We start from the raw sequence: 23,275 nt of genomic DNA, 5'->3' as shown, positions 1-23,275 counted from the left end.
ATCTCCTTTTATATCTATATAAACTTAAATTTTATTTAATATTATATAACCTTTTTTATTATATCATAACCAAATAATTTAATTAAATTAAATACTATTTAGTTTAATTAAGTCATACTTTACATTTTAAGAAAACGTTGTTAAAATATAATTAAATACAGTTAAATATAGTTAAATACAATTTAAGAGGGGATGATTTAAATGAATATTTATGAATTACAAACTCCAAGTTTCTTATTAGACTTAGATGCTTTAGAAAACAATTTAAAACACGTTCAAAAGCTTTGTGATGATAATAATAAAGAGCTTTGGCCTATGACTAAAACTCATAAAAGTACAGTATTAGCAAAAATGCAAAAGGAGTATGGAGCAAAGGGATTCTTAGTTGGAACTATAGATGAAGCTGAAGCATTTGTAGAGACTGGTCTTGATAATATAACTCTTGCTTACCCAGTTGTTTCTTATGCAAATATTAAAAGAGTTATAAACCTTGCTAAAAAAGCTAGAATAATTTTAAGCTTTGATGGTGAAGAGGGTGCAAAAGTATTTAGTGAAGAACTTAAAAAAGAAAATATGACTATAGAGTATTTCATTTTAATAAACTGTGGATTAAATAGATTAGGTGTTAAACCTGAAGAAGCAGGCATATTAGGAAAAAAATTATCTAAATATGAAAATTTAAAATTAGTTGGAATAAGTACTCATCCAGGTCAAGTTTATGGAATTACTTGTGGAAGTGAAATATCTAGAGTTTCTAAAGTAGAAAGTGAATCTCTAAAAACAGCTAAAGATTCTTTGATGGAAAATTCATTGGATATAAAAGTTGTTGCAACTGGAAGTACTCCTACTTTCTTTGATGTTGTAAGTGACCCAAATATAAATTATTTAAGACCAGGGAATTATCCATTTTATGATAATATTCAATTATCATTAGGTGTATGTGAGGAAAAAGATTGTTCTTTAACAGTTTTAGGAACAATAATTTCTAAACCTAGTGATGATTTATTCATAGTTGATATAGGAAGCAAGTGTCTAGGTTTGGATAAAGGCGCACATGGCAGTTCTCTTATAAGTGGATTCGGTAAAGTTAAAGGTCATGATGAATTAGTAGTAATGGGATTATCTGAGGAAGTTTCAAAAATTCAAATAGAAGATAACACTAATTTAAAAGTTGGGGATAAAATTCAAATAATACCTAACCACTCTTGTTCAAGTGCTAATATGACTAATTATATAATAGGCTTTAGAGATGATATAGTTGAAAAGATTATAGATGTCGATGTTAGAGGTAACTCTAAGAAACCTAATATACAATTTTAAGTAAAAAAGATACCTAGTCTCAAAAGCTAGGTATCTTTTTTATTAATTCTATTTAGCTATTTTATTGACTATTCTGCATTTGCTCAGGTTCTAACATTTCTTGATCCCCTGGTTTTTTTAGGCCTTCTGGGTGACCTTTAGGACCACGTCCAAAATTAGAACTTTGGGCAGTAGTTACCCCTGACTCATTAAGCCAAGTTACTGAGTTTGAAATAGTAAAGTCTAGAACTTTTGTCCCGTATTTATATTTTCCATTAGTATAGAGTCCGTCACTTTTGGCTCCTGTTGATTTTCCTCCTGAGTAAAGTTTATAAGTTCCACCTTTTTTAAGTTCTGGTGAACTAATAACCACAGTTTGATAGTCCTTAACAGGTGCAAAGGTAGCTATAGTATTGCCTTTACTGTCCTGTAGATTGACAAGGGTTCCTCCAGACTGTGTCTGTGGGTAATTCATTACAATTGAGTATTGATTTGATGTGTCTGAAGGCCCTTGGACCATTCCAGAACTTCCAGCGGATACAAGTAACCCTCCAGTTATTTCAAATGTCCCATTATAATCTAGGGCACCATTACCATTAGTAGTTGGACCACTAACAACTACTATTCCTTTAGTCATATAAATTGATCCATTGGAATCTAACCCATCTCCATTAGAATTAACAGTAATATATCCACCATTTATATTAAGCTTATTATTTGTAGAAGATTCATCAGATTCATCAGCTCCACCAGCAATATTGATTCCGTCATCACTAGCAGTAACATGTATCTCACCGCCTGAAACTGTTGCTAATGCACTTTCTATACCTTCATAGCTTTTTATAATATTTATTTTTCCTCCCTTTACTACTATAGACGAATCTGCATGAATACCATCATCACCAGAAGTAATGTTAATGTTACCACCTGCTATTGTAACACTATTGTTACTGTGTATTGAATCATCAGCAGAATCTATATTGAGCGTACCTCCAGCTATTCCTATATCTTTAGAAGCTTTGATTGCCTTTGCACTTTGTGAATCTTCTTCACTAGTATTTATATTTATAGTTGCATTATTAGTCTTTTTTCCAAATGGGCCTTTCATATCGTCGACTTTTTTAGTTCCGTTTACGCTGCCTCCACCAGAAGTAATATTAAAAGACCCCTTATCTATAAGTACCGCTGTTTCTCCTTGTATCCCATCTGCTTTAGCTTTTATATCAAAAGTTCCATCTTCAATAGCTAAAATTCCTTTGGTATCATCATTATCATTTGTGGCTTTCACTCCATCTCCACCTGCTTCAATATTTATGGTGCCATTTTTGACTGATACTAAGTCACGTCCAATTAAACCATCATCAGATGAATAAATTTGAATATCCCCACTAGTGATTTTCAAATCACCTTTACTTGTTATCCCATTATTGTAATTTCCTCTAACGATTAGTTTGCCAGTTCCGTTTATAGTGAGGTCGTCCTTACTATAAAGCGCTGCATTAGGTTCATCTGTTGATGCATCATCAAAAACATATTTTTCTCCATCTATTATTGAGTTCTCCGTACCTTCCTTAAGAGAAACAATCGTTTTTCCTGCATTCTTTACATAAATAGGTGCATTATTAGAACTCTTTATTTCTGCTCCATTTAAAACTAGTCTAACTACTCCCTTATCTTTAACATCTACAATTATTTGACCATCATCTAATTTTCCGCTAATTACATAAACTCCAGCTGAAGTTATTGTAACTTTACTGTCTTTTACATTTGCTCCAGAACCATTTAAACTAGCGGTAGTTCCATTAAGTTTAACGTAATTTGGATTTTCACTTTTCCAATCACTATAATAGTCATCCTTATCGTATGTAACAAATTCTCCTATAACACTTTTTATAGACTTATTATCAATAATACTTACTTCAACCTGTGTAGACTCTTCACTTTGCGTTGTAGAATTATTGCTGCAACCAGACAATAATACAGTACACACAAGTGCTGACATTAATTTTAAATATCTAGATTTTCTATTCAAAATACAAACCTCCTTCTTCAATCCTTTAATTAAATATTTTTCAGTAATCTTTATGCTATTTCATATGTTCATTTTATAGATTAAACCTTAAATAAAACTTAAATGGTTTAAAAATTTTTTGGAGGTTTGTTTATATAATAAAATAAAGACCTACAAACTATGTAGGTCTTTATTTACGTAATTAAAATACTATAAGTATATCTACTATCTTCATATTTTAATTCTTCTACTATTCATAAACTGGTACTTCAAAATATAGATTAGTTCCTATATATAAATAAGATAAATTATTAAGATGCTTAGATATTTTTTTAGCCCATCCTATATCAGTTGCATATTGATGCCATTTATCTACATAATTGTATCTCATCTTATATAAAGTATCTTGTGCATGACCACTTCTATATATATAATTCTCTGTAATCCATTTAGCAGAACCGTCTATTGCATTTGGTATCGAGGTCCAATTATTATCATATGCTGTTGTTGTACCGCCTGAAATAACAGACGAATCAACTGCTCCTATACCAAAAAGATTGTGGACTTTAACAGTCTTTGAGTCAGATGGAGTACTAAAATCCTTTAGTTTCACTTTTGTTCCGTTTCTTGAGGCCTTTCCATCAGATTCTAATACAACTTCATATCCCTGTGCTAAAGCTGACATACCAAATCCTGTTTCAACTAGAGTATGTGCTACTAAGTATACAGGGTCTATATTATATTTTTTAGCTGTATTCACAAATGCTTGTCCTTGATTATAAAATATATTAATTTTGCCTGAGTTAACTTTAAGATTATTTAAGTAAACATTTAATTTATTAACATCAATTTGTCTAAACTTATTTAACTTTAAAAACTGCATAAAAGTCTCTTTATTGTTGATAGTATAGTTTTTTGGATCAATATAAGGCTTTAATGCCTCTGCTGATTTATTTGTTCTTTTTACTTGCGAACTAATATATGAATCCAAACTTATACTTGCTTTAACATAGCCTATATTATAATCTTTTGGCTGAGTTTTTACTGAATTTAAAACCGCCGAATTTACTTTGTTTTGACCAATTAATCTTGAACCACGTGATGGTGGTGAATATTGTACATTTGAATTTTTACTTACATACTTTCCTGAAGCCCAACCTATCTTCCCATTACTTAATTTTACTTTATACCATCCATTTGATTCCTTTATTATTGTTACAGAATTGTTTTTTGAAACACTAGCTATAGTTTTGTAACTTGTACTTGGTCCACTCCTGACATTTAACTTAGATGCAGTTATTTTCCCTGTAGTATCTGCAAATACATTTTTAGTAGTCATAGATAATGCAATAATTGATGATAATACTGCGGTTGCAATTTTCCTCAGATGCATATATTCTACCCCCTACTAGTTGTGATTAACCCCATTATAGCAAAATAAGACAAGAAATAAACGATTTCTGCCTTTCTTTCAATAATTACCTGTTATCTAACACCAACTTAAGTTCAAAAATATTTCGTTTAACATATATAAACTTTTACCCCTTAGGTGTTTAGTTATATGGAAATTACCCACTGGAAGAATTTGTGGGTTTGAAAACATAAAACCACATGCTATACTATGTCTACAGCAAAAGTTACAAAACAGTTACAAAGTTTATTAAAATAAAAAACTCTTAAATCAAAATATAGATATTAAGTTAATATTCTAAATTTAAATCATAAGGAGGATACTACTATGATAAAAACAACTAAAAAAATATTCGCATATTCAGTGTTGGGTGTATTATTAGCACTTCCTATGACAAATAGCGCAGATGCTTTAACTAATACAACAACTAATTCATATAACACTTATCTACAACAGTATTTCAGCAAATATTATACAACGCCAACTACAACTACAGTAAAACAACCCACAACTACTACTTCGCAACCAGCTCCAGCACCAGCCCCTACTACAACTGCTACTACTACAAACAGTACCACTGCAGCTCCAACGACTGGTGAGTTTAGTGCATATCAACAAGAGGTCCTAAACATTGTAAATAAGGAAAGAACTTCAAGAGGATTAAGTACGCTTAAATTTAATACTGAATTATCTAAAGTTGCTACTACAAAATCACAAGATATGATAGATAAAGGTTACTTTGATCATAATTCACCAACTTACGGTTCTCCATTTGATATGATGAAAAAATTCGGCATAACTTATAGAAGCGCTGGTGAAAACATAGCTATGGGTCAAAAGACTCCACAAGAAGTTATGACTGCCTGGATGAATTCAGAAGGTCATAGAAAAAATATATTAAATTCTAGCTTTACTGAAATTGGTATAGGTATAGCTAAAGACAAGAGCGGTAGATTATACTGGACACAAATGTTTATAGGAAGATAATAAAGGTAGTGAGGTGAAATTTGGTTTCATCTCACTTTTTTTACCCCTTAAGCCTTTTGTGTATAATTATATAGCAATAATCTACTGGAAGAATTTGTGGGTTTGAAAACATAAAGCCATATGCTATACTATATTTACGGTAAAGGTTACAAAAAAGTTACAAATTAAAATTAAACAAATAATTCTTAAAAATTAATTTATAGATATTAATTTAATATACTAAATAAAAATCCTAAGGAGGATACAACTATGATGAAGAGAACAAAAAAAATATTCGCATATGCTATGATAGGTACAATGTTATCAGCTTCAATGGTAAGTGGTGCAGATGCATTAACTGTTAAAACAGTAAAAATACCAGGTAACAGTACTACTATAACTAAAAATACAGATTTAAATAAATTATTAGAGCAACGTCTAAATGAAGTATTAAAAGGTTATAAATTAAATATAGAAAAACCAGTTACAACTCAAGCTCCAGATCAAAAACCAGCACCAGAACAAAAGCCGGCTCCAACACCAGCACCAACTCCAGTACCAGAACAAAAGCCAGCTCCAACTCCAGTACCAGAACAAAAGCCAGCGCCTGCACCAACACCAGCGCCAGAGACTACAAAACCAGCTCCAGCACCTGTTCAAACAAGTGGTGAGTTTAGTGCATATCAACAAGAGGTTTTAAATATAGTAAACAAAGAAAGAACTTCAAGAGGATTAAGTGCTCTTAAGTTCAATACTGAAGTATCTAAAGTTGCTACTTTAAAATCACAAGATATGATAGACAAAGGTTACTTTGATCACAATTCTCCAACTTACGGATCTCCATTTGATATGATGAAGCAATTCGGTATAACTTATAGATCTGCAGGTGAAAACATAGCTATGGGTCAAAGAACTCCACAAGAAGTTATGACTGCTTGGATGAATTCAGAAGGTCATAGAAAAAACATATTAAACTCAAGCTTTACTGAAATAGGTATAGGTATAGCTAAAGATAAAAATGGTAGATTATATTGGACACAAATGTTTATAGGAAGATAATATAAATATTTTAATAGATAAAAAAGATACCCAGCATCAAAAGCTCGGTATCTTTTTTATTGTAAAATTAAACTTCAGATTTCGACATTTAAAGTTTCTCTCTTTTAACTATATATTTAATATCATAACTCTAAGGTTTATGAATACTTAATATTGGTAATTTTTTCATTTACCAGCCTTTTACTATCTCTAATACATCATCAGATATTTCACCTGATAAGTAATCAACAATAGATGACTCAATGATTTCCAAAGCTTTTAACATCTCTTCCTTTGTAATATTTAAAGGTGGTTGAACTCTAAATACATTACCACTTAAAGTTATTAATATTACACCTTTTTCATAGCATCTATAACAAATTTTTGATGCAGCTTCACTATGTCTCTCTCTTTTAATACGATCTTTTACTAACTCTACTCCTATTGATAAACCTAATCCCCTAACATCTCCTATAATTTCATACTTATCTTTCATTTTATTAAAATAGTCTTTAACAAGATTACTTATCTCATTCACATGCTCTAAAAATCCATTTTCAGAAATTACATCAATAGTACTTAAAGCTGCAGAACAACATACAGGATTAGCAGCTATTGTAAATGCATGTGCAGGTGCCTCAAGGGATTCCATTATCTCTTTTCTTCCTACAATTGCACTAAGTGGCATACCTGAGGCAATAGACTTTCCTAAAACTACTGCATCTGGAATAACGTCAAAGTGATCAATCCCAAACCATTTACCAGTTCGACCAAAACCTTGTTGCACCTCTTCACTTATAAATAAAATTTTATTTTGAGTGCATATATCATAAAGCTTTTTTATATATTTTTTAGGAGGTACAATAATACCACTATCCCCTTGTACTGGTTCAATTATTACAGCAGCTACTTCATCTGCAGGTATGTATGTTTCAAATGCTGTATTTATTTCATTAATACATTCTGTATTACAAGACTTTTCTTTTTTATCAAAAGCACATCTATAACAGTTAGGATAATTAAAGCTATATACATTAGGTAAAAAAGGACCTATTTTTCTTCTCATTTTTGTAGTAATTGCCGACATAGTCATAGATCCATATGTTGAACCATGGTATGCTCCAATAAAAGTAATTATATTGCTTCGACCTGTATATGCTCTTGCAAATTTTATAACCCCGTCATTTGCATCTGAACCTGAAAGCCCAAATGCAACCTTCTTACTATGATTACCTGGTGTAATCTCAGTAAGTCTTTGTGCTAAATCTATCATAGGTTCATTATATGAGTAAGCAGGTGTATAATGTATAAATTTATTAACCTGTTCAATTATGGCATTATTAACCTTAGAGTTTGAACCCCCTACATTAAGTACACCTGCACTTGATAGCAAATCAATATAACTGTTTCCATCTATATCTTTAATAGTCGCTCCATCTACACTACTTACAACCAGCGGATAATATGGAATTCTACCTGCACCAGCAATAACCTTACTATCTCTTTCTACCATTTCAATACACTTATTAATATTCATATATACCTCCTAACACATACCTAAGTAAGTATTTATTTATTTTATTAACTATTTGTTCACATTATGAATATTGATTTTAAAAATACTATATTGACTTTATGACTTGTGAGTCATATAATGTGACTATAAAGTCATATGACTTCTAAGTCATGCTATCCAAAGAGGAGATTTATAATGCCAAAAGATACATTTTTTAATCTTAATGAAGAAAAACAAGAGAATATAATGAGAACAGCAATAAATGAATTTTCAAACCATGGTTTCGAAAAAGGAAACATAGGAGAAATAGCTAAAAGCGCAGGAGTTGCAAAAGGCAGCATGTACCAGTACTTTGAGAATAAAAAGGAGCTTTTCCTATACTCAGTTCAATGGTCAATAGAGCTGTTTATGAAAAAATATCATAAATATTTGATATTCACAGACAAAGAGACGAATTTTTTTGATTATCTATACGAGACTTCAAAAGCACTTATGATTCAGATGCGAGAAGAAAGGGAACTAGTTATCTTTATTCAAGATGTTTTCCTAGGAAAATACAAAAGTCTAACGGACGAATCTATGAAATATATGACAAAGGTTTCAGATGAATATATGCTACAGTATATTCGTCAGGGTAAGGAAAACGGTTATATTAGAAAAGATATAGATGATAAACTACTTTGTATTTTCGCAATAGGCGTATCATATAAGATTAAGGAATACATTATTAATAAAGCAAGAATCATAGGAGAAGACATAATAGATGAACCTTTTGAAGCATATGAGAATGAATTAAAAGCTATGGTCGAATTAATGAAATATGGAATGATGGGGGGAATAAAATAATGTTTTTAAAAGTAGAAAATTTAAAGAAAAGCTACAAGACAGGAGAAGTAACTACAACTGTTCTAAAAGATGCAGTTATAAATCTAGATAAGGGTGAGATTGGAGTAATACTTGGACCTTCTGGTTCTGGTAAGTCTACACTTCTTAACATCGTCGGTGGAATTGACAGATGTGACTCTGGTATGATTTTCGTAGACAATGTAGAAATTACCAAATTAAATTATAGCAAGCTAACAGACTATAGAAGAGAAAATATAGGCTTTATATTTCAATTTTACAATTTAATACCTAATCTTACTGTAGGAGAAAATATAGAGGTTGTTTCAAACATAAGTAAATCTCCGCTAAATACTGATGAAGTTTTAAAAGCTGTAGATATGCTTGATAAAAAACACAGGTTCCCAAGGGAATTAAGTGGTGGTGAACAGCAGAGGGTTTCGATAGCAAGGGCAATAGTTAAAAATCCAAAACTTTTATTATGTGATGAACCAACAGGAGCTCTTGATTTTTCAACCTCTAGAGAGATACTAAAACTTCTTCAAAAAATCAACAAAGATTATGGCACAACAATACTTATGATAACACATAACACTCCAATCAGCGCTATGGCTAACAGGGTTTATAAAGTTAGAAGTGGAGAAATTGTAGAGAGCGTAGTTAATAATACAACTATTCCTGCAGAAAGGATTGAGTGGTAATGATTATAAATAAAAAAATCAAGAGAACCATGATTGAAAGCAAATCTCAATACTTTGGTTCTTTAGTACTTATTATTTTAAGCTGCCTTCTTTTTACTATGTTTAATTTGCTTTCAATTAACCTTTCAAAAATATCAACTTCTTTTGAAAAAGATTATAAGCAAGAAAATGCAACATTTATTATTGATAGAAAGTTAAATAATATTGAAGCTTTAGAATCAAAGTTCAATATGAGCATAGAAGAAACAAAATCTGTTGATTATTCGATATCAAAGAATAAAACACTAAGAATATTCAGCGAAAATACAAAAGTTAATCTTCCTGCTATAATTGAAGGTAATAATCTAAGTGGCGGTGATATTCTCATTGATCCATCTTATGCAAAAGCCAATAAATTAAAAATAGGTGACAGCATAAAAATATATGATGAGAATTTCACTATATCAGGATTCATGTCTCTACCAAATTATATATATCCATTAAGAGTGGAATCAGATATAATGAACGATCCAAATAATTTTGGTATAGCACTTATTAGTAAGGATGATTTTAATAGTCTAAATAAAGGGAATAGTTTTTATTCTATACGATTTAATGGTGATAAAAGTAATTTAGATGATAAAGTATCCCAATTTAAAGATTATTTAAGAATTGAAAACCTTACTATACTTAGCTGGATGGACATAACTGATAATCCAAGAGTAACCTATTTTACAGCAAAGCTTGCTGGTGTCGATGAGATGAGCTCTTCTATGCCTATAGCTGTACTAATTCTTACATGTATATTAACAGGTGTAGTTATGTCGAGAATGTTAAAAAAAGAATCTTCTATTATAGGAACTCTTTATGCTCTAGGCTATAGAAAAAAAGAAATTATGAAACACTACCTTTTATATCCTATGACCATCTCACTTTTAGGTGGTATATTAGGAACTATACTTGGCTCCCTAGCCTTAAGACCCATGATTAAATATTATGCGTCATACTTTAATATACCTATAGGCATTTTAGATTATAATATTAACTATATTATTATAAGTATTTTGCTTCCAATAATCTTTTTGATAGTCTGTAGTTACTTTGTAGTAAATAAATCACTTAAAAATTCGCCTGTTGAACTTATGAGAGGTGGAAAAGAAAAAAATAAGATTGGATTTATAGAAAGAAAGATAAAACTAGATAAGCTAAAGTTTAGTACTAAGTTTAAAATAAGAGAACAGCTTAGAAGCATACCGAGAAGTATATTTCTTTTACTTGGTATTGTTATGGCAACAATGATGCTACTAATGGGCTTTGCGGCGAAGAGTTCTATGGACTCCTTAATGAAAAATTCTTTTAGTGAGGCATTTAAATATAATTATCATTATGTATTCAACTCTGTTCAAAATGATAAACCAGAAAAAGGAGAAGCTTTCTCAGAAATACCATTTTCATTAAAATCAGATGACAAAGTAAATTTTACGGTTTATGGTGTAAGTCATAATTCTAAGTATATTTCCTTTGAGAATAAATCAGGCAATGTATTGAAATCTGATAAAATTATTATTACAAGACCTTTGGCCGATAAACTCGACATAAAGCCAAACGATACTATTAAAGTTATTAATAGACTAGATTCAAAAGAATACAGCATAAAAGTTGATAATATTGCTGAAACCTATGTAGGACAATATATTTATATACCACTTGATGACCTTAATGATATGCTTAAATTACCAATTGGTAGCTATATGGGGCTATGGAGTACAGAAAAAATAGATATTCCAGAAAATAAATTATTAGCTACTGTGACAGTTGACGATATGAAAAATGCCTTTGATTCAATGACCAAGCCACTTCAGGCTGTTATTGGAGTTATAGCCTTTATGTCCTTTATAATTGGGCTTATAGTAATATATGTTGTTACTTCCCTTACCATCGAGGAGAATAAGGAAAATATTTCTCTTATGAAAGTTCTGGGTTATAGAAAGAAAGAGGTTTATTCTCTTATATTAAATAGCTCTTCCTTTATAGTAGTAATTGGATATATTATAGGAGTACCTCTACTTATTGCATCTTTAAAAGCTATGTTTAAATCCATAACAAGAGATATGAGTATATCCTTCCCTGTAAGTATAGATTACAGATATGTTCTAATTGGTTTTGTAATAATATACTTAACTTACGAGCTATCTAAATTCTTAAGCAGGAAAAAAGTAAATAGAATTTCTATGGTCGAAGCATTAAAATCTAGAATGGAATAAAAACAATTAATTAAAGCCAATCTCTTTTAAAATTAGAGATTGGCTTTAATTATATATATGGAATATGGGCATGATTCTTATGCTATTGCCAAATATCCTCTTCTTTGCTTTTAGAGCGATTAATCCTTGAAAAATCCACCTTGGTGAAAACAAAGGTAGACAAGGACACAAATACAACCCCGAATGCAACGGTAATAATCATGCTCATAAAAGGCGTAATAACAAAATTACCGATTTGAAAAGCGAGCTGCTCTTTAACCAACTCAGTGGTAGTCAATGATGTTTTTTCAAGTATAATTGTTCTGAAAAATGCAGTGGTATATGTCATTGGATTAAAATAGGCAACATATTTTAATATTTCGGGTAATGAGCCAATTGGTATGTATGCGCCGGAAAGGAATGTAAACGGCATTGTAACTGCTGCTATTACAATTTGGAATGTTTGTGAGTTTTTGATAAGTGCAGCTAAAAACAATCCAAGACCAGAAAACACAATACCAACGGCTATCATAACTCCAATTACGGCAAATGGTGTTATTATCGAATGAAATTTCAGTCCGATAAAGTAGCCGATCATCAATATAATTACCCCCTGGAATGTTGCAATTGTTGCTGCTGACAATAGTTGTCCGATTGCTATATGTATTCTCTTAACCGGGCTTACAAGCACCTCTTTCATAAAACCGGAAACAATATCATCGATGGTTGAAGATGCGATGCTGAGTGCGGTTTGAAAAACAGTTGTAATAACGATACCGGCGAGCATATAGTTCACAGGATTTGGTATACCTCCTGTATCAAATACTGAACTGAATACATACAAAAAGAAAAACGGCATAATAATTGTGAAAATTAGCTGAACGCGGTTACGTGCGAAAATTTTAAGATTTCTTGTCCATAATGCTCCTATAATACTCATATCTCTACTCCCTTATATTCTTTCCAGTGATTTCTAAAAACACATCATTCAGTGTACCTTTTTTGATTTCAAGGTCAGTAATATTACTTTTCTGCAAACTTAATATTTCCATTAACTGCGGTAAGCTTCGAACCTCAACTGAATAATATCCGGTTTTTTTAGAATAAACAAAATCTGCCTTATCTAAAAGTTCCTCCAACTCTTGCCCATTAGTGGTTGATATATAAGCTTTATCCTTTGTATATTTCTGTTTGAGGCTATATGGTGTATCTATTGCAACAATTTTCCCGTTATCCATAATAGCAACCTTATTGCAAATCTCTGCCTCATCCATGTAATGAGTTGTTAAAAAAATTGTTATGTTCTTTTCCTTTTGTAGTTTAACAATGTAATCCCATATGTGAGCACGTGTTTGCGGATCCAACCCTGTGGTTGGTTCATCTAAAAACAATACCTTGGGATAATGTAGCAAACTTCGTGCAATTTCCACTCGGCGTTTCATGCCACCAGACAGACTACTAACCATTGCGTTTTTCCAATCTAACAAATCTACAATGTTTAAGACAAAGTTAATGCGTTCCATAGTTTCCTGCTTTGGAACATTGTAAAAGCGGCAATGCATTACCAAGTTTTCCAAAATTGTCATCTTATTATCTAATGTCGGGTCTTGAAACACAACCCCAATTACATTCCGAACTTCATTCTTGTCATGGGAAACGTCCTTTCCGTCAATAAGAAGAGTTCCGGATGTTTTTTCAAAGATGGTACAGAGAGTGTTAATAGTTGTGCTTTTTCCTGCTCCATTGGGCCCCAAAAAAGCAAAAACACTGCCCTCTTCAACATCAAATGAGATATTGTTAACCGCTGTGAATTTATCGTACTTTTTGATAAAATTACGCACTTCAATAATATTTTTCATCAATTAGTTAAACTCCTATCGTTTATTTTTCTTGAATATCACATTGCAATGCTTGAATTATAACCTCAAAACTCCTTAGCTAACGATGGTGTACTTCCTATTTTCATGTTCTCCTTAATACGAAAAGACTTCTACTGTATAAATCTTATCACTTAGTAGAAGTCTTTTCAATATCATTGTATATAAAGCAACAAGTTGTCTTATAATTGGAAGAGTCTTTTAGTCTTATTTTCAAAAGGCGTTCAAATTATTTTAGTTTTTTTCCTTCTGACAATAAATCAACTGCCTTAGTGATACGTTCCGATCTAGTTTCCAGACGTTTAGCTGAAGTGATCCAGGTTATGTATTGCTTCTGAGCAGTATATGAAAGTGATTTGAATGTAGCTTCAGCGGTTCCATGACAATTCATTGCGGCTACAAAATCTTCAGGAACTTCCACTGAGCGTTCTTCCTCATCCTTTTCCAAAGTTACAAATACTTCGTCACCAAATCCTTTTCCAACTTTATTTCGAATCTCTTGTGTTAGGCCAATCATGTAACAGCCACCCATACTTACAATTGACCCTCGATATTCTACACCATCAAAATTTGCTTTTACTTTAACACGTTTTGAACCGAACACCTCGTTAACGTCGAATGGCGGCTCAACATAAGCTGCATTTTTATTTTCATGTTGTTTTATAATTGCTTTAAATTCCTGCTTCAATGAATTCACTCCTTCTTCTGTTAGTTAAGTAGACTGAACAATAAATAGATATATATATTATTTATTTCGAATTATTATATCAAATATCGTCAATATGTATAAGTGCAAATGAAATATTTGCTTACATTGTACTAAAATTCAAGTCCTACAATATTTATGCAAAAAAGTCTACGTCATTTATGATAGGGTTCAGCTATATTTATTCTAAGTAAAAAAAGGTATTGACTCTTTAGCCAATACCTAATTCGTGGATTTCAATGGTGGAGACGAAGCATGACCTTTAATATCCACTAATTTTATTACTTCATTTTATCAATAAAAAATTCAAATTTCATAGAATCATACTTTCTTTTTATTTCTAACTTCATACTATCTTTCATATTTTCTACCAATATATCTGTTAAATACAGATTCAAAATGATTTTAAAATGTAACTTATACTTTTTTTAAAATAGTTCTAATGAAGCGCATTGTATTTATAGCATATGTAGTAAATTGATTATTCAAAAGAATTGACTGTTAAATTGCTAAGTTATCCATATGTGTATATCGTCCTATAGCTAATGATTTTCACGTAACATACTAAAAAGCCTCATATCGGTATTTTTCATATTACGAGAAGCGCCAATATGAAGCTGTAATTTTACTTTTCAGAAAAATGATTATTCTTTAGTTATCAAGCCTAAAATACAATGATTAGATATCAAGTGCAGCATGGTATCCTTGATATACTGCAGTGGTTATAGTAGATGGACGTACACAATCTCCAATTTCTATAACATGAAGTGCAGAATCAATTAAGTCTTCTACAACATCTCTTCTTGGTCTCTGTCCAAGTGCACAGATTACTGAAGTACCTGGAACAAGATGTTCTTCACCAGCTGTATCAGCACATAAAACGCCCTCTTCTGTTACCTTTAATCCCTTATATTCTGTATGAACATGAATATTATTCTTTTCAATTTCCTTCAATAGAATTGGACGATGTCTGATATTTGCATCTGGAGCAAGCTCTGCTCTCATTTCTACTAGATGTACAGTCTTACCTTCTTGTGCAAGATGTATTGCTGCTTCACAGCCTGCAAGACCTCCTCCAAGAACCACTACTTCATTTCTAACCTTGTCCTTCTCTAAATAATAGTCATTAACAACTACTACGTTATCACCATTTAAACCTGGAATTGGAGGAACAAGTGGTTCTGAACCAACTGCTATAATTAATGCATCTACATGTTCTTTTTCTACATACTCTTTTGTAACAGTTGTATTTAATCTAATTTCAACACCAGCATCTTGTGCTAATTTTCCAAGAGTAACGCCTAGTTCATACATTTCATACTTAAATGGAAGTGCTTGTTCTCCCTTTAAGATTCCGCCTAACTCATCAGACTTTTCACAAAGGATTACCTTGTGTCCACGCTTAGCAGCAGTTATAGCAGCTTCTAATCCGGCTGGACCACCACCTGCTACTAAAACCTTACGCGGATTAGCTACAGGAATAATTTCTGTGCCATCAAGTTCACGTCCAATCAATGGATTAACTGTACAACGTCTTGTTGATGTCATAGCACGTTCTGCCATACAAGTATAGCATCTTAAACATTTTATAATGTCCTTATCTCTGTTGCTCATAACCTTCCTTGGAAGTTCATGGTCAGCTAAAAGTGCACGAGCCATTTCAACAACATCTGCCTTACCACTAGAGATGATTTCTTCCATCATTTTTGGATCATTTAATCCACCTATTGTTGCAACTGGAACACTTACATGCTTTTTAATCTCTTCTGCAAGATAAACATTGCATCCATGAGGTAGGAACATTGAAGGATGTGTTATACCAAATCCTCTTTGGTAAGTTCCTGCAGATACATGAAGTAAATCTACTCTTGATTCTATTAATTTAGCAATTTCAACACCTTCTGCAAGATCATATCCATCATCAAATAATTCAGAACCACTCATTCTAAACTCTATTGGGAAACCAGGACCAACAGCCTTACGTATGCTATCAAGAACCTCTTGTGCAAAACGCACTCTATTTTCTAGAGAACCACCATACTTGTCTGTTCTCTTGTTGAAATAAGGAGACAAGAATTGATTTATTAACCAGCCATGGCCACCATGAACCATAACCATTTCAAAACCTGCTCTTTTAGCTAGTGCAGCACTATTTCCATATGATGCTACAATATCAGCTATCAGTTCTTCAGTAAGTTCTTTTACTGGAAGACCATCTGGACGAATTCCAGCGCTTGGACCCCATTGAGCAAGTCCTTGTTTTTTGTTCTTATCAGTTAAATAAGTTCCAGCATATTGTCCTGAATGAGATAACTCTACGCTGGCAATTGCACCATGACGACGGATAGCATCTGCAGTGTAAGTAAAACTTGCAAGTGAACCTACTGTTTTTAGATCTAAATGATACATATGTGAACCTTCTGTTTCTGGATGAACAACTAATTCGCTCACAGTGACTGAGGCAGCGCCACCTTTAGCTCTTAATTCATAAAAACCCTTGGACGCTGGTCCAATTGTACAGTCAGCAGTAATATCTGTTCCACCCATAGGAGCAGAGAACATTCTATTTCTAAAATAAACATTTCCAATTTTAATTGGTTTACATAGGTTTGGATATTTTCTTTCCATACTTTTATTCTCCTTATACTTTATTAATTAAACAAATTATTATATATATCAGTCCAAGTTAAAAATTTAATTTAGTATGTATTACTATTTACTAACTGCAACTCTTTCCCTATTATTAACAAAACGATAAACAAATGTTAATGCAAATCCTACAACTCCAAGAGCAGCAGCAATTAAAAATGCTCTTTGATAACTGTTATCTACAGCATATACATTTCTCATCACTGTTGGTCCAAAATATCCTGCCACTGCAAATCCTATAAACATTATTCCGTAGTTTACACTGTTGTTTTTAGCACCAAATTGATCTACAGTAAATCCTGGGAAAACTCCCATGAATGCACCAAAGCATATTCCTATAATTGAAATACCGATATAGAATGTAGCAACATCTCCTTGACCTGAAAAATATAAACATCCAAGTCCAACAAATGAAAAAACAAAAGCACATGCTAGTGTATTGATTCTACCTATCTTATCAGAAATATATCCTGCAACAATACGACCTGAAGTATTAAATAATGCTAAAACAGAAACTACAGTAGCCCCTGCAGTAGCTGACATTCCAATCATGTTTTGTGCTAAAGGTGAAGCCTGAGAAGAGCACATTAATCCACCAAATGCACCAAAAGTCAATAGTGTAATCATTATATAGAATACAGGACTTGCAAGCATACCCTTCCAATCTTTATCAACTACATTTGACCTGTTACCATTAGTTACTGATGGTGTCCAACCTTCCGGAATAAAGTTTGCAGGACATTTCTCAATAAAGAATGAAGCTACACATACTATAATAAGGAATGCAATTCCTATTATCTTGAATGCTGAAGTTACTCCAGCATTAGTAATTAATACGTTTGCAATTGGGGGTACCAATACTGAGCTTAATCCATAAGCTGCTGTTGTAACTCCCCCAACAAAACCACGCTTGTCTGGGAAAAACTTAACTGAATTGCTGATTGTACATCCATAAACTAGTCCTATACCAAGACCAGTTATAATACCATAAGAAAGCACTAAGAATCCTAAGCTCTTAGCGAAACCTGATAATATCATACCACCTCCAAAGAGTAAGCCTCCTACAAAGATAACTTTCTTTGGTCCAAACATATCATTAATTCTACCACCTGTAATCATAGTAATAGGTCCAACAGAGTTAGTAACAATAAACACTATTGCCAGATTACCTGGAGTTAAACTAACTCCAGTAACAGTACTCAAGTACGTTGCCATTGGAGTTGCAAATACACTCCATGCATACATTGAACCAATGCATAAATTAATAAAACAGCTTGCGATAAGAATAATCCATCTTTTTTTCGTTAGTTCCATAAATATCCTCCTCCATATTTTGTTTTGTTTGTTAATATTGTCACAATATATGTTATATAATATCATGACACATTGAACATGTCAATATATACATGTTTAATGTGTCATGATATTATTTCAACCATATTTATATTGTGTTTCTTTAACAAGCGGTGCACATTGTAATTTTAAAAAACTATGTTATAATAAATTAGTAAATAAATATGTATATATAAAAGAAAGAAGTGGATTTATGAGAACTCTTAAATATGCAATTTTAGGATTATTAAATAGAATACCTATGACTGGATATGAAATAGCAAAAGAATTTAGTTTTCAGTTAGCTAATTTTTGGACTGCAAGGCACAGTCAAATATATCCGGAGCTGAAAAAACTAGTAGACGAAGAGCTTTTAGTTTATGACATTGAAATTAGTGGAGAAGTATTAGAAAAAAAAGTTTATACTATTACAGAAAAAGGTAGAAAAGCTTTTTTAAACTGGCTCAAAAAGGATGAACCTATTGAACCAACACCCAAAAATATTTTTCGCCTTAGACTGTATTTTTCAAATAATTTAGATGTAAATACGAGAATCCAATTATTAGAACATCAATTAGTTCAGCATCACGAAAGACTAACCTTCTTATTAAGTCAAAGAGAGCCTTATGCCAGTGTTCCTCATCTTGATGATGACTCCTTTGGAGATTTTCTCGTGCTGAACGGAGCTATTATGAGAGAAGAGACACATATAAAATGGTTGAAGGATTGTATTAATTATTGTAAAAGTGAAAATGAGTCATAGTCTAACTGTTTTAATATAAAAATGAGAGTTTACATTACATAAACTCTCACCTAGAATTCATAGTTTTAACCACTACAATACTGTAGTGGTTAAAACTCGTTAATATTCTATCTCCTTAATTATATTATTCTAGTCTTTTCAACTATAATAAGCGATTAACATATTAATAACTTCCTACTAGTGAAAACTAAGATATTGCAAAAACAATCTCTTATTCATGAGTTAACTATTTTATTATTACATTATTATTTTACTCTACTTAAAGTTACTACTGCTTCTACTCCTATTACTTTTCCTTAGGATTTAGATGTTCCATCGCTATGTCCACCCACATATCCTTGTCCATTGTATTTATATATTATTTTTTTCTATTAAGATACACTAACCCAAACAAAACAAAAGCATGATTCCATAATTCACGGAATCATGCCTTTTACCATCTAATATAATTTTACACTTTATAGATGTCAAATTATATTTTTCGCCGTTACTTATGGTACGGTTCACCGTAGTGGGTATAACGTAGACTTTTAGCCTATTTTGAAAATAAATATAAGCTTACACTATTTGATGTAAGCCAACTTGCACACTAAATTTATAAATTTCTCATTGAAAAAATTTGGGACTTCAAATACGAATATTACAAGGTTAATTAGAAAATAATCCTTTATTAATAATAAATTGAAGATTGCGTTGGTGGAAAATCCTTTCTGGCTCAGTAATACGAACTTTAGGTTTAACACAGTCTTCAATCTTAATATTTAAAATTGATTCCTCAGAGTTTCTGGCGCGAGACTCCTTTACGTACCTTTCCAATTTCATCAAGTATCCTAAACCATCATTTATCTTATCTATAGATGCTATACCATTATGACCTGTTATAACAATGCTTCGATTTGTCATACGAATTTTATTTAATGCTTCTCTTATCATCTCTGGCGTAGAATAGCACAAATAAGCGACATTACAAAAGACATGATCACCAGTAATAATTAAATCAGCAGCTTCTATATCTACAGCTATTGTGCTTAGTGTATGGCCTGGATTATGGAAAATATTAAGTATATAGATTCCCCATTCAAGTTGTAAACAACTATCAAAAACTATACTTGGTTTTACAAAACGCTCTTTTTCATCTTGGCTTCTATACAGTTCAGAAGTAAACGTATGTAAATAATTTTTATGAGCTATTATCATACTTTCTGGAAATAGTGAAAAAGCTGCCATATGAATAATTATAGTATATATTATCAATTTACATGTTTCAATTTATGTTTATTTTAAAAATCTCCTTGATAAAACTATATTCTTATCGTAAAGACAGAAAAAGAAGGAGAACCCCCATCATCTGAGGATTTTCCTTCTTTATTATTTATGAAATATTTATCAATTGTTTTATAACAGTTAAAATATTTTTAAATTATATCAAGTAGCACCTTTTGATTTCTCATAAAAAATAAAGATGGCAACTACAATGTAGTGCCATCTTTGGTATTAGAAATTTATTTTTTCTATATAGTTACAATTAACTTCGATATGGTTGAGAAACAACAATAATCTTTCATAAAGTGGATGAACTTTGTCACCATACTTTACTTCTAGATTTTCTCCAATATCTTTTACAGTTTTCTTGCCATCTATTAGTAAAAATATGCAACTTCCATATTCATCTAAAGAAGTTTTTTTGTACTCTGGAATTTTAAATTTAAGTTTTCTAAAGAAATTTTGAACCTTATGTTCTTGTTTTTCAAGTACAGTCACAATATTGTCTTTGTCTACTTCATATTCTATGTTCTCAGAGATTTTATATATTATATTTAAAACGTCTTCGTTATTATTAATCATGCTTTACCTTAGTATTTACTATAGGTATTATAGTAGATACTACTAGACCTATTAATATTATTATTGCCATTGTATTAGAAGCAGTGAATCCAGCTGGTCCAGCTCCTTTTATAACACCTGCAACTTGAAGTATTATACCTAATAGTCCTATTATAGAACCACCAGCAACAAGTCCAGAAGATAAACTTATACCATTAGCAACTTTAGCGTCTTTTTCCACTTCAGATTTAGAAGTTCTTTCTACAAATACACGAACTAAAGCACCTACTAATATTATAGATGTTGTAGCTATTGGTAAGTAGAATCCTATAGCTACTGTCATTACAGGAAGGTTTAATAAGAATAAAACAACTCCCATAACTATACCAACGATTATCATAACCCAAGGTAATTCACCTGACATTATACCAGCAGTTAATGTTGCCATTAAGTTAGCTTGAGGTAATGCAAAAGCAACATTATCCCCTGTCATTGCAAGTTGATCTGCAAGTAATAATATAGTACCAACAACTACTATAACACCAATTATACCAGATATTGCAAAGTATTTTTGCATTTCGTTTTTGTCTCCACCTACTATGAAAGTAACTTTTTGAGACTGAGAGTAACCTCCAGCTATAGCTATAGCTGTAACTATAAATGTACCAAATAAAAGTAATGATCTATTGCTTTCAGGATTTTTCCATCCCATTGCTACGAATAATAATGTTACAACAACTATAGAAGCTATAGTCATACCAGATACAGGAAGGTTTGAAGTTCCTATAGTACCAGTTAAACGACCAGAAACTATAACAAATAGTAATGATAAGAATAATGATAAAATAGAAGCAACTATTGCCATCATTATATTACCACCAGATATAGCGAAACCACCTATGAAACCTATTACTATACCACCAAGTAATATTATGTTTCCAATAGCTGAGCTGCTACCACCTGAAGACTTAGCATTAAGAGTTTCTTTTATAGAAGATATTATAGTAGGTATAAGTTTTATAGCACCTATTAACCCACCAGAAAGCATCATACCAGCACCTATATATTTTACATAACTACCAGCTATATTTGAAACTTCCATAGCTTTTATAGAAACATCAGGATTATTCCATACAGATGCACCTTCTGTTCCAAGAGCTGAGAAGTAACCTATTAAAGGCACTATACCAAAGTTAGATAATATAGAACCAGCGAACATAGTTACAGCAACATCTAATCCAACTATGAATCCTATACCTAATAATAATGGGTTAACTTCAACTTCAAGTTTCCACTTGTAGAAAGTTTCATTTACATAGCTTATAACGTTGTTAGCTACATTTAAGAATGAACTAGTTATAACAGTTATAATACCACCTATTGCGAAACCTATTCCCATGAACTTCATTGAATCTCCAGCACCTTCTGAAGCAACAAGCGTTTCAGATATAGCCATTGATTCAGGGTACATTAACTTACCGTGTTCTTCAACTATTAAGTAATTATAAACAAGAGAAGCTATTCCGATACCGAATAATACCCCACCTATACCAACAAGAAAACCTTCTAAGAAACTAACTTTAGCTCCTATTAAAAGAACTGCTGGTAAAACGAATATTATACCACTGGCAACAGATTCTCCACCACTTGCCATACCTTGAACTAAGTTTTTTCCAAGTATACCTTTTTGCTTAGCAAATGCAGCTATAAATGCAGAACCTATTATAGAACCTGGTATACCAGCAGCAACTGTAAGTCCTGCTTTCATACCTGAATAAGCTGTTGATGCTGCGAATACAACAGCTAAAATAATACCGATTATCATTACGGCAGCGTTTCCTCCAGATTTAGATCCTCTGGAAACATATGGCACATAGTCTTTACCCGCTATGCCACCATATGCGTCTTTAGATAACTTATTATCCATGAGTCATACCTCCTATTTTGTATTTAAATATAATTATAACACAATTTCCGACATATAATTTCTTTTTAACTATTGGGAATAAACAATATATTTAGTAATTTGCAATAAATATATTAATTATACCATTTATAACCTATATGTTTTTGGAATTATTCAGTTTTTTGAACAAAATAGGATTTAAATTTGAAAC

Annotated in this window: 18 protein-coding genes; 7 read left to right on the top strand and 11 right to left on the bottom strand. The window is 31.7% G+C overall.

Annotation, left to right across the window (positions count from 1 at the left end):
- Positions 1–201: 201 nt before the first annotated feature.
- The gene (locus tag ACUSRV_RS10125; RefSeq protein WP_490141831.1) at positions 202–1,320 is read left to right on the top strand and encodes an alanine racemase; all 1,119 of its coding nucleotides are present in this window, start codon (positions 202–204) and stop codon (positions 1,318–1,320) included.
- A 61-nt stretch (positions 1,321–1,381) separates the two neighbouring features.
- On the opposite strand, the gene ACUSRV_RS10120 is transcribed toward ACUSRV_RS10125, so the two are convergent.
- Together ACUSRV_RS10120 and ACUSRV_RS10115 are read right to left on the bottom strand one after the other, a co-directional pair.
- Positions 1,382–3,331 (bottom strand): carbohydrate-binding domain-containing protein, encoded by a 1,950-nt coding sequence (locus ACUSRV_RS10120; RefSeq protein ID WP_490141830.1) that lies wholly within the window; start codon positions 3,329–3,331, stop codon positions 1,382–1,384.
- A gap of 229 nt (positions 3,332–3,560) precedes the next feature.
- Positions 3,561–4,703 (bottom strand): N-acetylglucosaminidase, encoded by a 1,143-nt coding sequence (locus ACUSRV_RS10115; RefSeq protein WP_490141829.1) that lies wholly within the window; start codon positions 4,701–4,703, stop codon positions 3,561–3,563.
- Between the two features lie 345 nt (positions 4,704–5,048).
- Between ACUSRV_RS10115 and ACUSRV_RS10110 the strand changes: the two genes are divergently transcribed.
- On the top strand, positions 5,049–5,708 hold the full coding sequence (locus ACUSRV_RS10110) for a CAP domain-containing protein (RefSeq protein WP_490141828.1): 660 nt from the start codon (positions 5,049–5,051) through the stop codon (positions 5,706–5,708).
- A gap of 249 nt (positions 5,709–5,957) precedes the next feature.
- On the top strand, positions 5,958–6,746 hold the full coding sequence (locus ACUSRV_RS10105; RefSeq protein WP_490141827.1) for a CAP domain-containing protein: 789 nt from the start codon (positions 5,958–5,960) through the stop codon (positions 6,744–6,746).
- A 169-nt stretch (positions 6,747–6,915) separates the two neighbouring features.
- Here the strand turns inward: ACUSRV_RS10105 and ACUSRV_RS10100 are convergent, their stop codons facing one another.
- Positions 6,916–8,262: an aspartate aminotransferase family protein gene (locus tag ACUSRV_RS10100; RefSeq protein ID WP_490141826.1), complete on the bottom strand. Its 1,347-nt coding sequence runs from the start codon at positions 8,260–8,262 to the stop codon at positions 6,916–6,918.
- 174 nt (positions 8,263–8,436) lie between these two features.
- Between ACUSRV_RS10100 and ACUSRV_RS10095 the strand changes: the two genes are divergently transcribed.
- From ACUSRV_RS10095 to ACUSRV_RS10085, 3 genes are read left to right on the top strand one after another with little or no spacing between them, the layout of a single operon-like run.
- Complete coding sequence (locus tag ACUSRV_RS10095; RefSeq protein ID WP_490141825.1) at positions 8,437–9,087, top strand: TetR/AcrR family transcriptional regulator; 651 nt, start codon at positions 8,437–8,439, stop codon at positions 9,085–9,087.
- Positions 9,087–9,785, top strand: coding sequence for an ABC transporter ATP-binding protein (locus tag ACUSRV_RS10090; RefSeq protein ID WP_490141824.1), 699 nt, complete (start codon positions 9,087–9,089; stop codon positions 9,783–9,785). The genes ACUSRV_RS10095 and ACUSRV_RS10090 overlap by 1 nt, the downstream gene beginning before the upstream one ends.
- Positions 9,785–12,028: an ABC transporter permease gene (locus tag ACUSRV_RS10085; RefSeq protein ID WP_490141823.1), complete on the top strand. Its 2,244-nt coding sequence runs from the start codon at positions 9,785–9,787 to the stop codon at positions 12,026–12,028. Before ACUSRV_RS10090 ends, ACUSRV_RS10085 begins: the two co-directional genes overlap by 1 nt.
- 82 nt (positions 12,029–12,110) lie before the next feature.
- On the opposite strand, the gene ACUSRV_RS10080 is transcribed toward ACUSRV_RS10085, so the two are convergent.
- From ACUSRV_RS10080 to ACUSRV_RS10060, 5 genes are all read right to left on the bottom strand, one after another.
- Entirely contained in the window at positions 12,111–12,947 is an 837-nt protein-coding gene (locus ACUSRV_RS10080; protein ID WP_490141822.1) for an ABC transporter permease, read from the bottom strand.
- 4 nt (positions 12,948–12,951) lie between these two features.
- Positions 12,952–13,866, bottom strand: a complete 915-nt coding sequence (locus ACUSRV_RS10075; RefSeq protein WP_490141994.1) for an ATP-binding cassette domain-containing protein — start codon at positions 13,864–13,866, stop codon at positions 12,952–12,954.
- Positions 13,867–14,113: 247 nt separating this feature from the next.
- On the bottom strand, positions 14,114–14,572 hold the full coding sequence (locus tag ACUSRV_RS10070) for a YdeI/OmpD-associated family protein (protein WP_490141821.1): 459 nt from the start codon (positions 14,570–14,572) through the stop codon (positions 14,114–14,116).
- 696 nt (positions 14,573–15,268) lie between these two features.
- Entirely contained in the window at positions 15,269–17,218 is a 1,950-nt protein-coding gene (locus tag ACUSRV_RS10065) for an oxidoreductase (RefSeq protein ID WP_490141820.1), read from the bottom strand.
- A gap of 84 nt (positions 17,219–17,302) precedes the next feature.
- Positions 17,303–18,553 carry an L-lactate MFS transporter gene (locus ACUSRV_RS10060; protein WP_490141819.1) on the bottom strand — a complete coding sequence of 417 codons (1,251 nt, stop codon included), beginning with the start codon at positions 18,551–18,553 and terminating at the stop codon, positions 17,303–17,305.
- 106 nt (positions 18,554–18,659) lie between these two features.
- Between ACUSRV_RS10060 and ACUSRV_RS10055 the strand changes: the two genes are divergently transcribed.
- Entirely contained in the window at positions 18,660–19,334 is a 675-nt protein-coding gene (locus ACUSRV_RS10055) for a PadR family transcriptional regulator (RefSeq protein WP_490141818.1), read from the top strand.
- A gap of 648 nt (positions 19,335–19,982) precedes the next feature.
- On the opposite strand, the gene ACUSRV_RS10050 is transcribed toward ACUSRV_RS10055, so the two are convergent.
- From ACUSRV_RS10050 to ACUSRV_RS10040, 3 genes are all read right to left on the bottom strand, one after another.
- A complete protein-coding gene (locus tag ACUSRV_RS10050; RefSeq protein WP_490141817.1) occupies positions 19,983–20,561 on the bottom strand; it encodes an MBL fold metallo-hydrolase in 579 nt (192 codons plus the stop codon).
- A gap of 267 nt (positions 20,562–20,828) precedes the next feature.
- Positions 20,829–21,179 carry a PqqD family peptide modification chaperone gene (locus ACUSRV_RS10045; RefSeq protein ID WP_490141816.1) on the bottom strand — a complete coding sequence of 117 codons (351 nt, stop codon included), beginning with the start codon at positions 21,177–21,179 and terminating at the stop codon, positions 20,829–20,831.
- The gene (locus ACUSRV_RS10040) at positions 21,172–23,085 is read right to left on the bottom strand and encodes an OPT family oligopeptide transporter (protein WP_490141815.1); all 1,914 of its coding nucleotides are present in this window, start codon (positions 23,083–23,085) and stop codon (positions 21,172–21,174) included. The genes ACUSRV_RS10045 and ACUSRV_RS10040 overlap by 8 nt, the downstream gene beginning before the upstream one ends.
- Between the last annotated feature and the right edge of the window lie 190 nt (positions 23,086–23,275).

Source organism: Sporacetigenium sp. TC11, from assembly GCF_058146105.1.
This window is presented reverse-complemented; position numbering and strand designations above follow the sequence as displayed.

What these genes read in the sequence shown, in the direction of transcription:
- ACUSRV_RS10125 (WP_490141831.1), top strand. Translation starts at nt 202, where the DNA reads ATGAATATTTATGAATTACAAACTCCAAGTTTCTTATTAGACTTAGAT.
- ACUSRV_RS10115 (WP_490141829.1), bottom strand. Translation starts at nt 4,703, where the DNA reads ATGCATCTGAGGAAAATTGCAACCGCAGTATTATCATCAATTATTGCA.
- ACUSRV_RS10110 (WP_490141828.1), top strand. Translation starts at nt 5,049, where the DNA reads ATGATAAAAACAACTAAAAAAATATTCGCATATTCAGTGTTGGGTGTA.
- ACUSRV_RS10105 (WP_490141827.1), top strand. Translation starts at nt 5,958, where the DNA reads ATGATGAAGAGAACAAAAAAAATATTCGCATATGCTATGATAGGTACA.
- ACUSRV_RS10100 (WP_490141826.1), bottom strand. Translation starts at nt 8,262, where the DNA reads ATGAATATTAATAAGTGTATTGAAATGGTAGAAAGAGATAGTAAGGTT.
- ACUSRV_RS10095 (WP_490141825.1), top strand. Translation starts at nt 8,437, where the DNA reads ATGCCAAAAGATACATTTTTTAATCTTAATGAAGAAAAACAAGAGAAT.
- ACUSRV_RS10090 (WP_490141824.1), top strand. Translation starts at nt 9,087, where the DNA reads ATGTTTTTAAAAGTAGAAAATTTAAAGAAAAGCTACAAGACAGGAGAA.
- ACUSRV_RS10085 (WP_490141823.1), top strand. Translation starts at nt 9,785, where the DNA reads ATGATTATAAATAAAAAAATCAAGAGAACCATGATTGAAAGCAAATCT.
- ACUSRV_RS10080 (WP_490141822.1), bottom strand. Translation starts at nt 12,947, where the DNA reads ATGAGTATTATAGGAGCATTATGGACAAGAAATCTTAAAATTTTCGCA.
- ACUSRV_RS10075 (WP_490141994.1), bottom strand. Translation starts at nt 13,866, where the DNA reads ATGAAAAATATTATTGAAGTGCGTAATTTTATCAAAAAGTACGATAAA.
- ACUSRV_RS10065 (WP_490141820.1), bottom strand. Translation starts at nt 17,218, where the DNA reads ATGGAAAGAAAATATCCAAACCTATGTAAACCAATTAAAATTGGAAAT.
- ACUSRV_RS10060 (WP_490141819.1), bottom strand. Translation starts at nt 18,553, where the DNA reads ATGGAACTAACGAAAAAAAGATGGATTATTCTTATCGCAAGCTGTTTT.
- ACUSRV_RS10055 (WP_490141818.1), top strand. Translation starts at nt 18,660, where the DNA reads ATGATATTATTTCAACCATATTTATATTGTGTTTCTTTAACAAGCGGT.
- ACUSRV_RS10050 (WP_490141817.1), bottom strand. Translation starts at nt 20,561, where the DNA reads ATGGCAGCTTTTTCACTATTTCCAGAAAGTATGATAATAGCTCATAAA.
- ACUSRV_RS10045 (WP_490141816.1), bottom strand. Translation starts at nt 21,179, where the DNA reads ATGATTAATAATAACGAAGACGTTTTAAATATAATATATAAAATCTCT.
- ACUSRV_RS10040 (WP_490141815.1), bottom strand. Translation starts at nt 23,085, where the DNA reads ATGGATAATAAGTTATCTAAAGACGCATATGGTGGCATAGCGGGTAAA.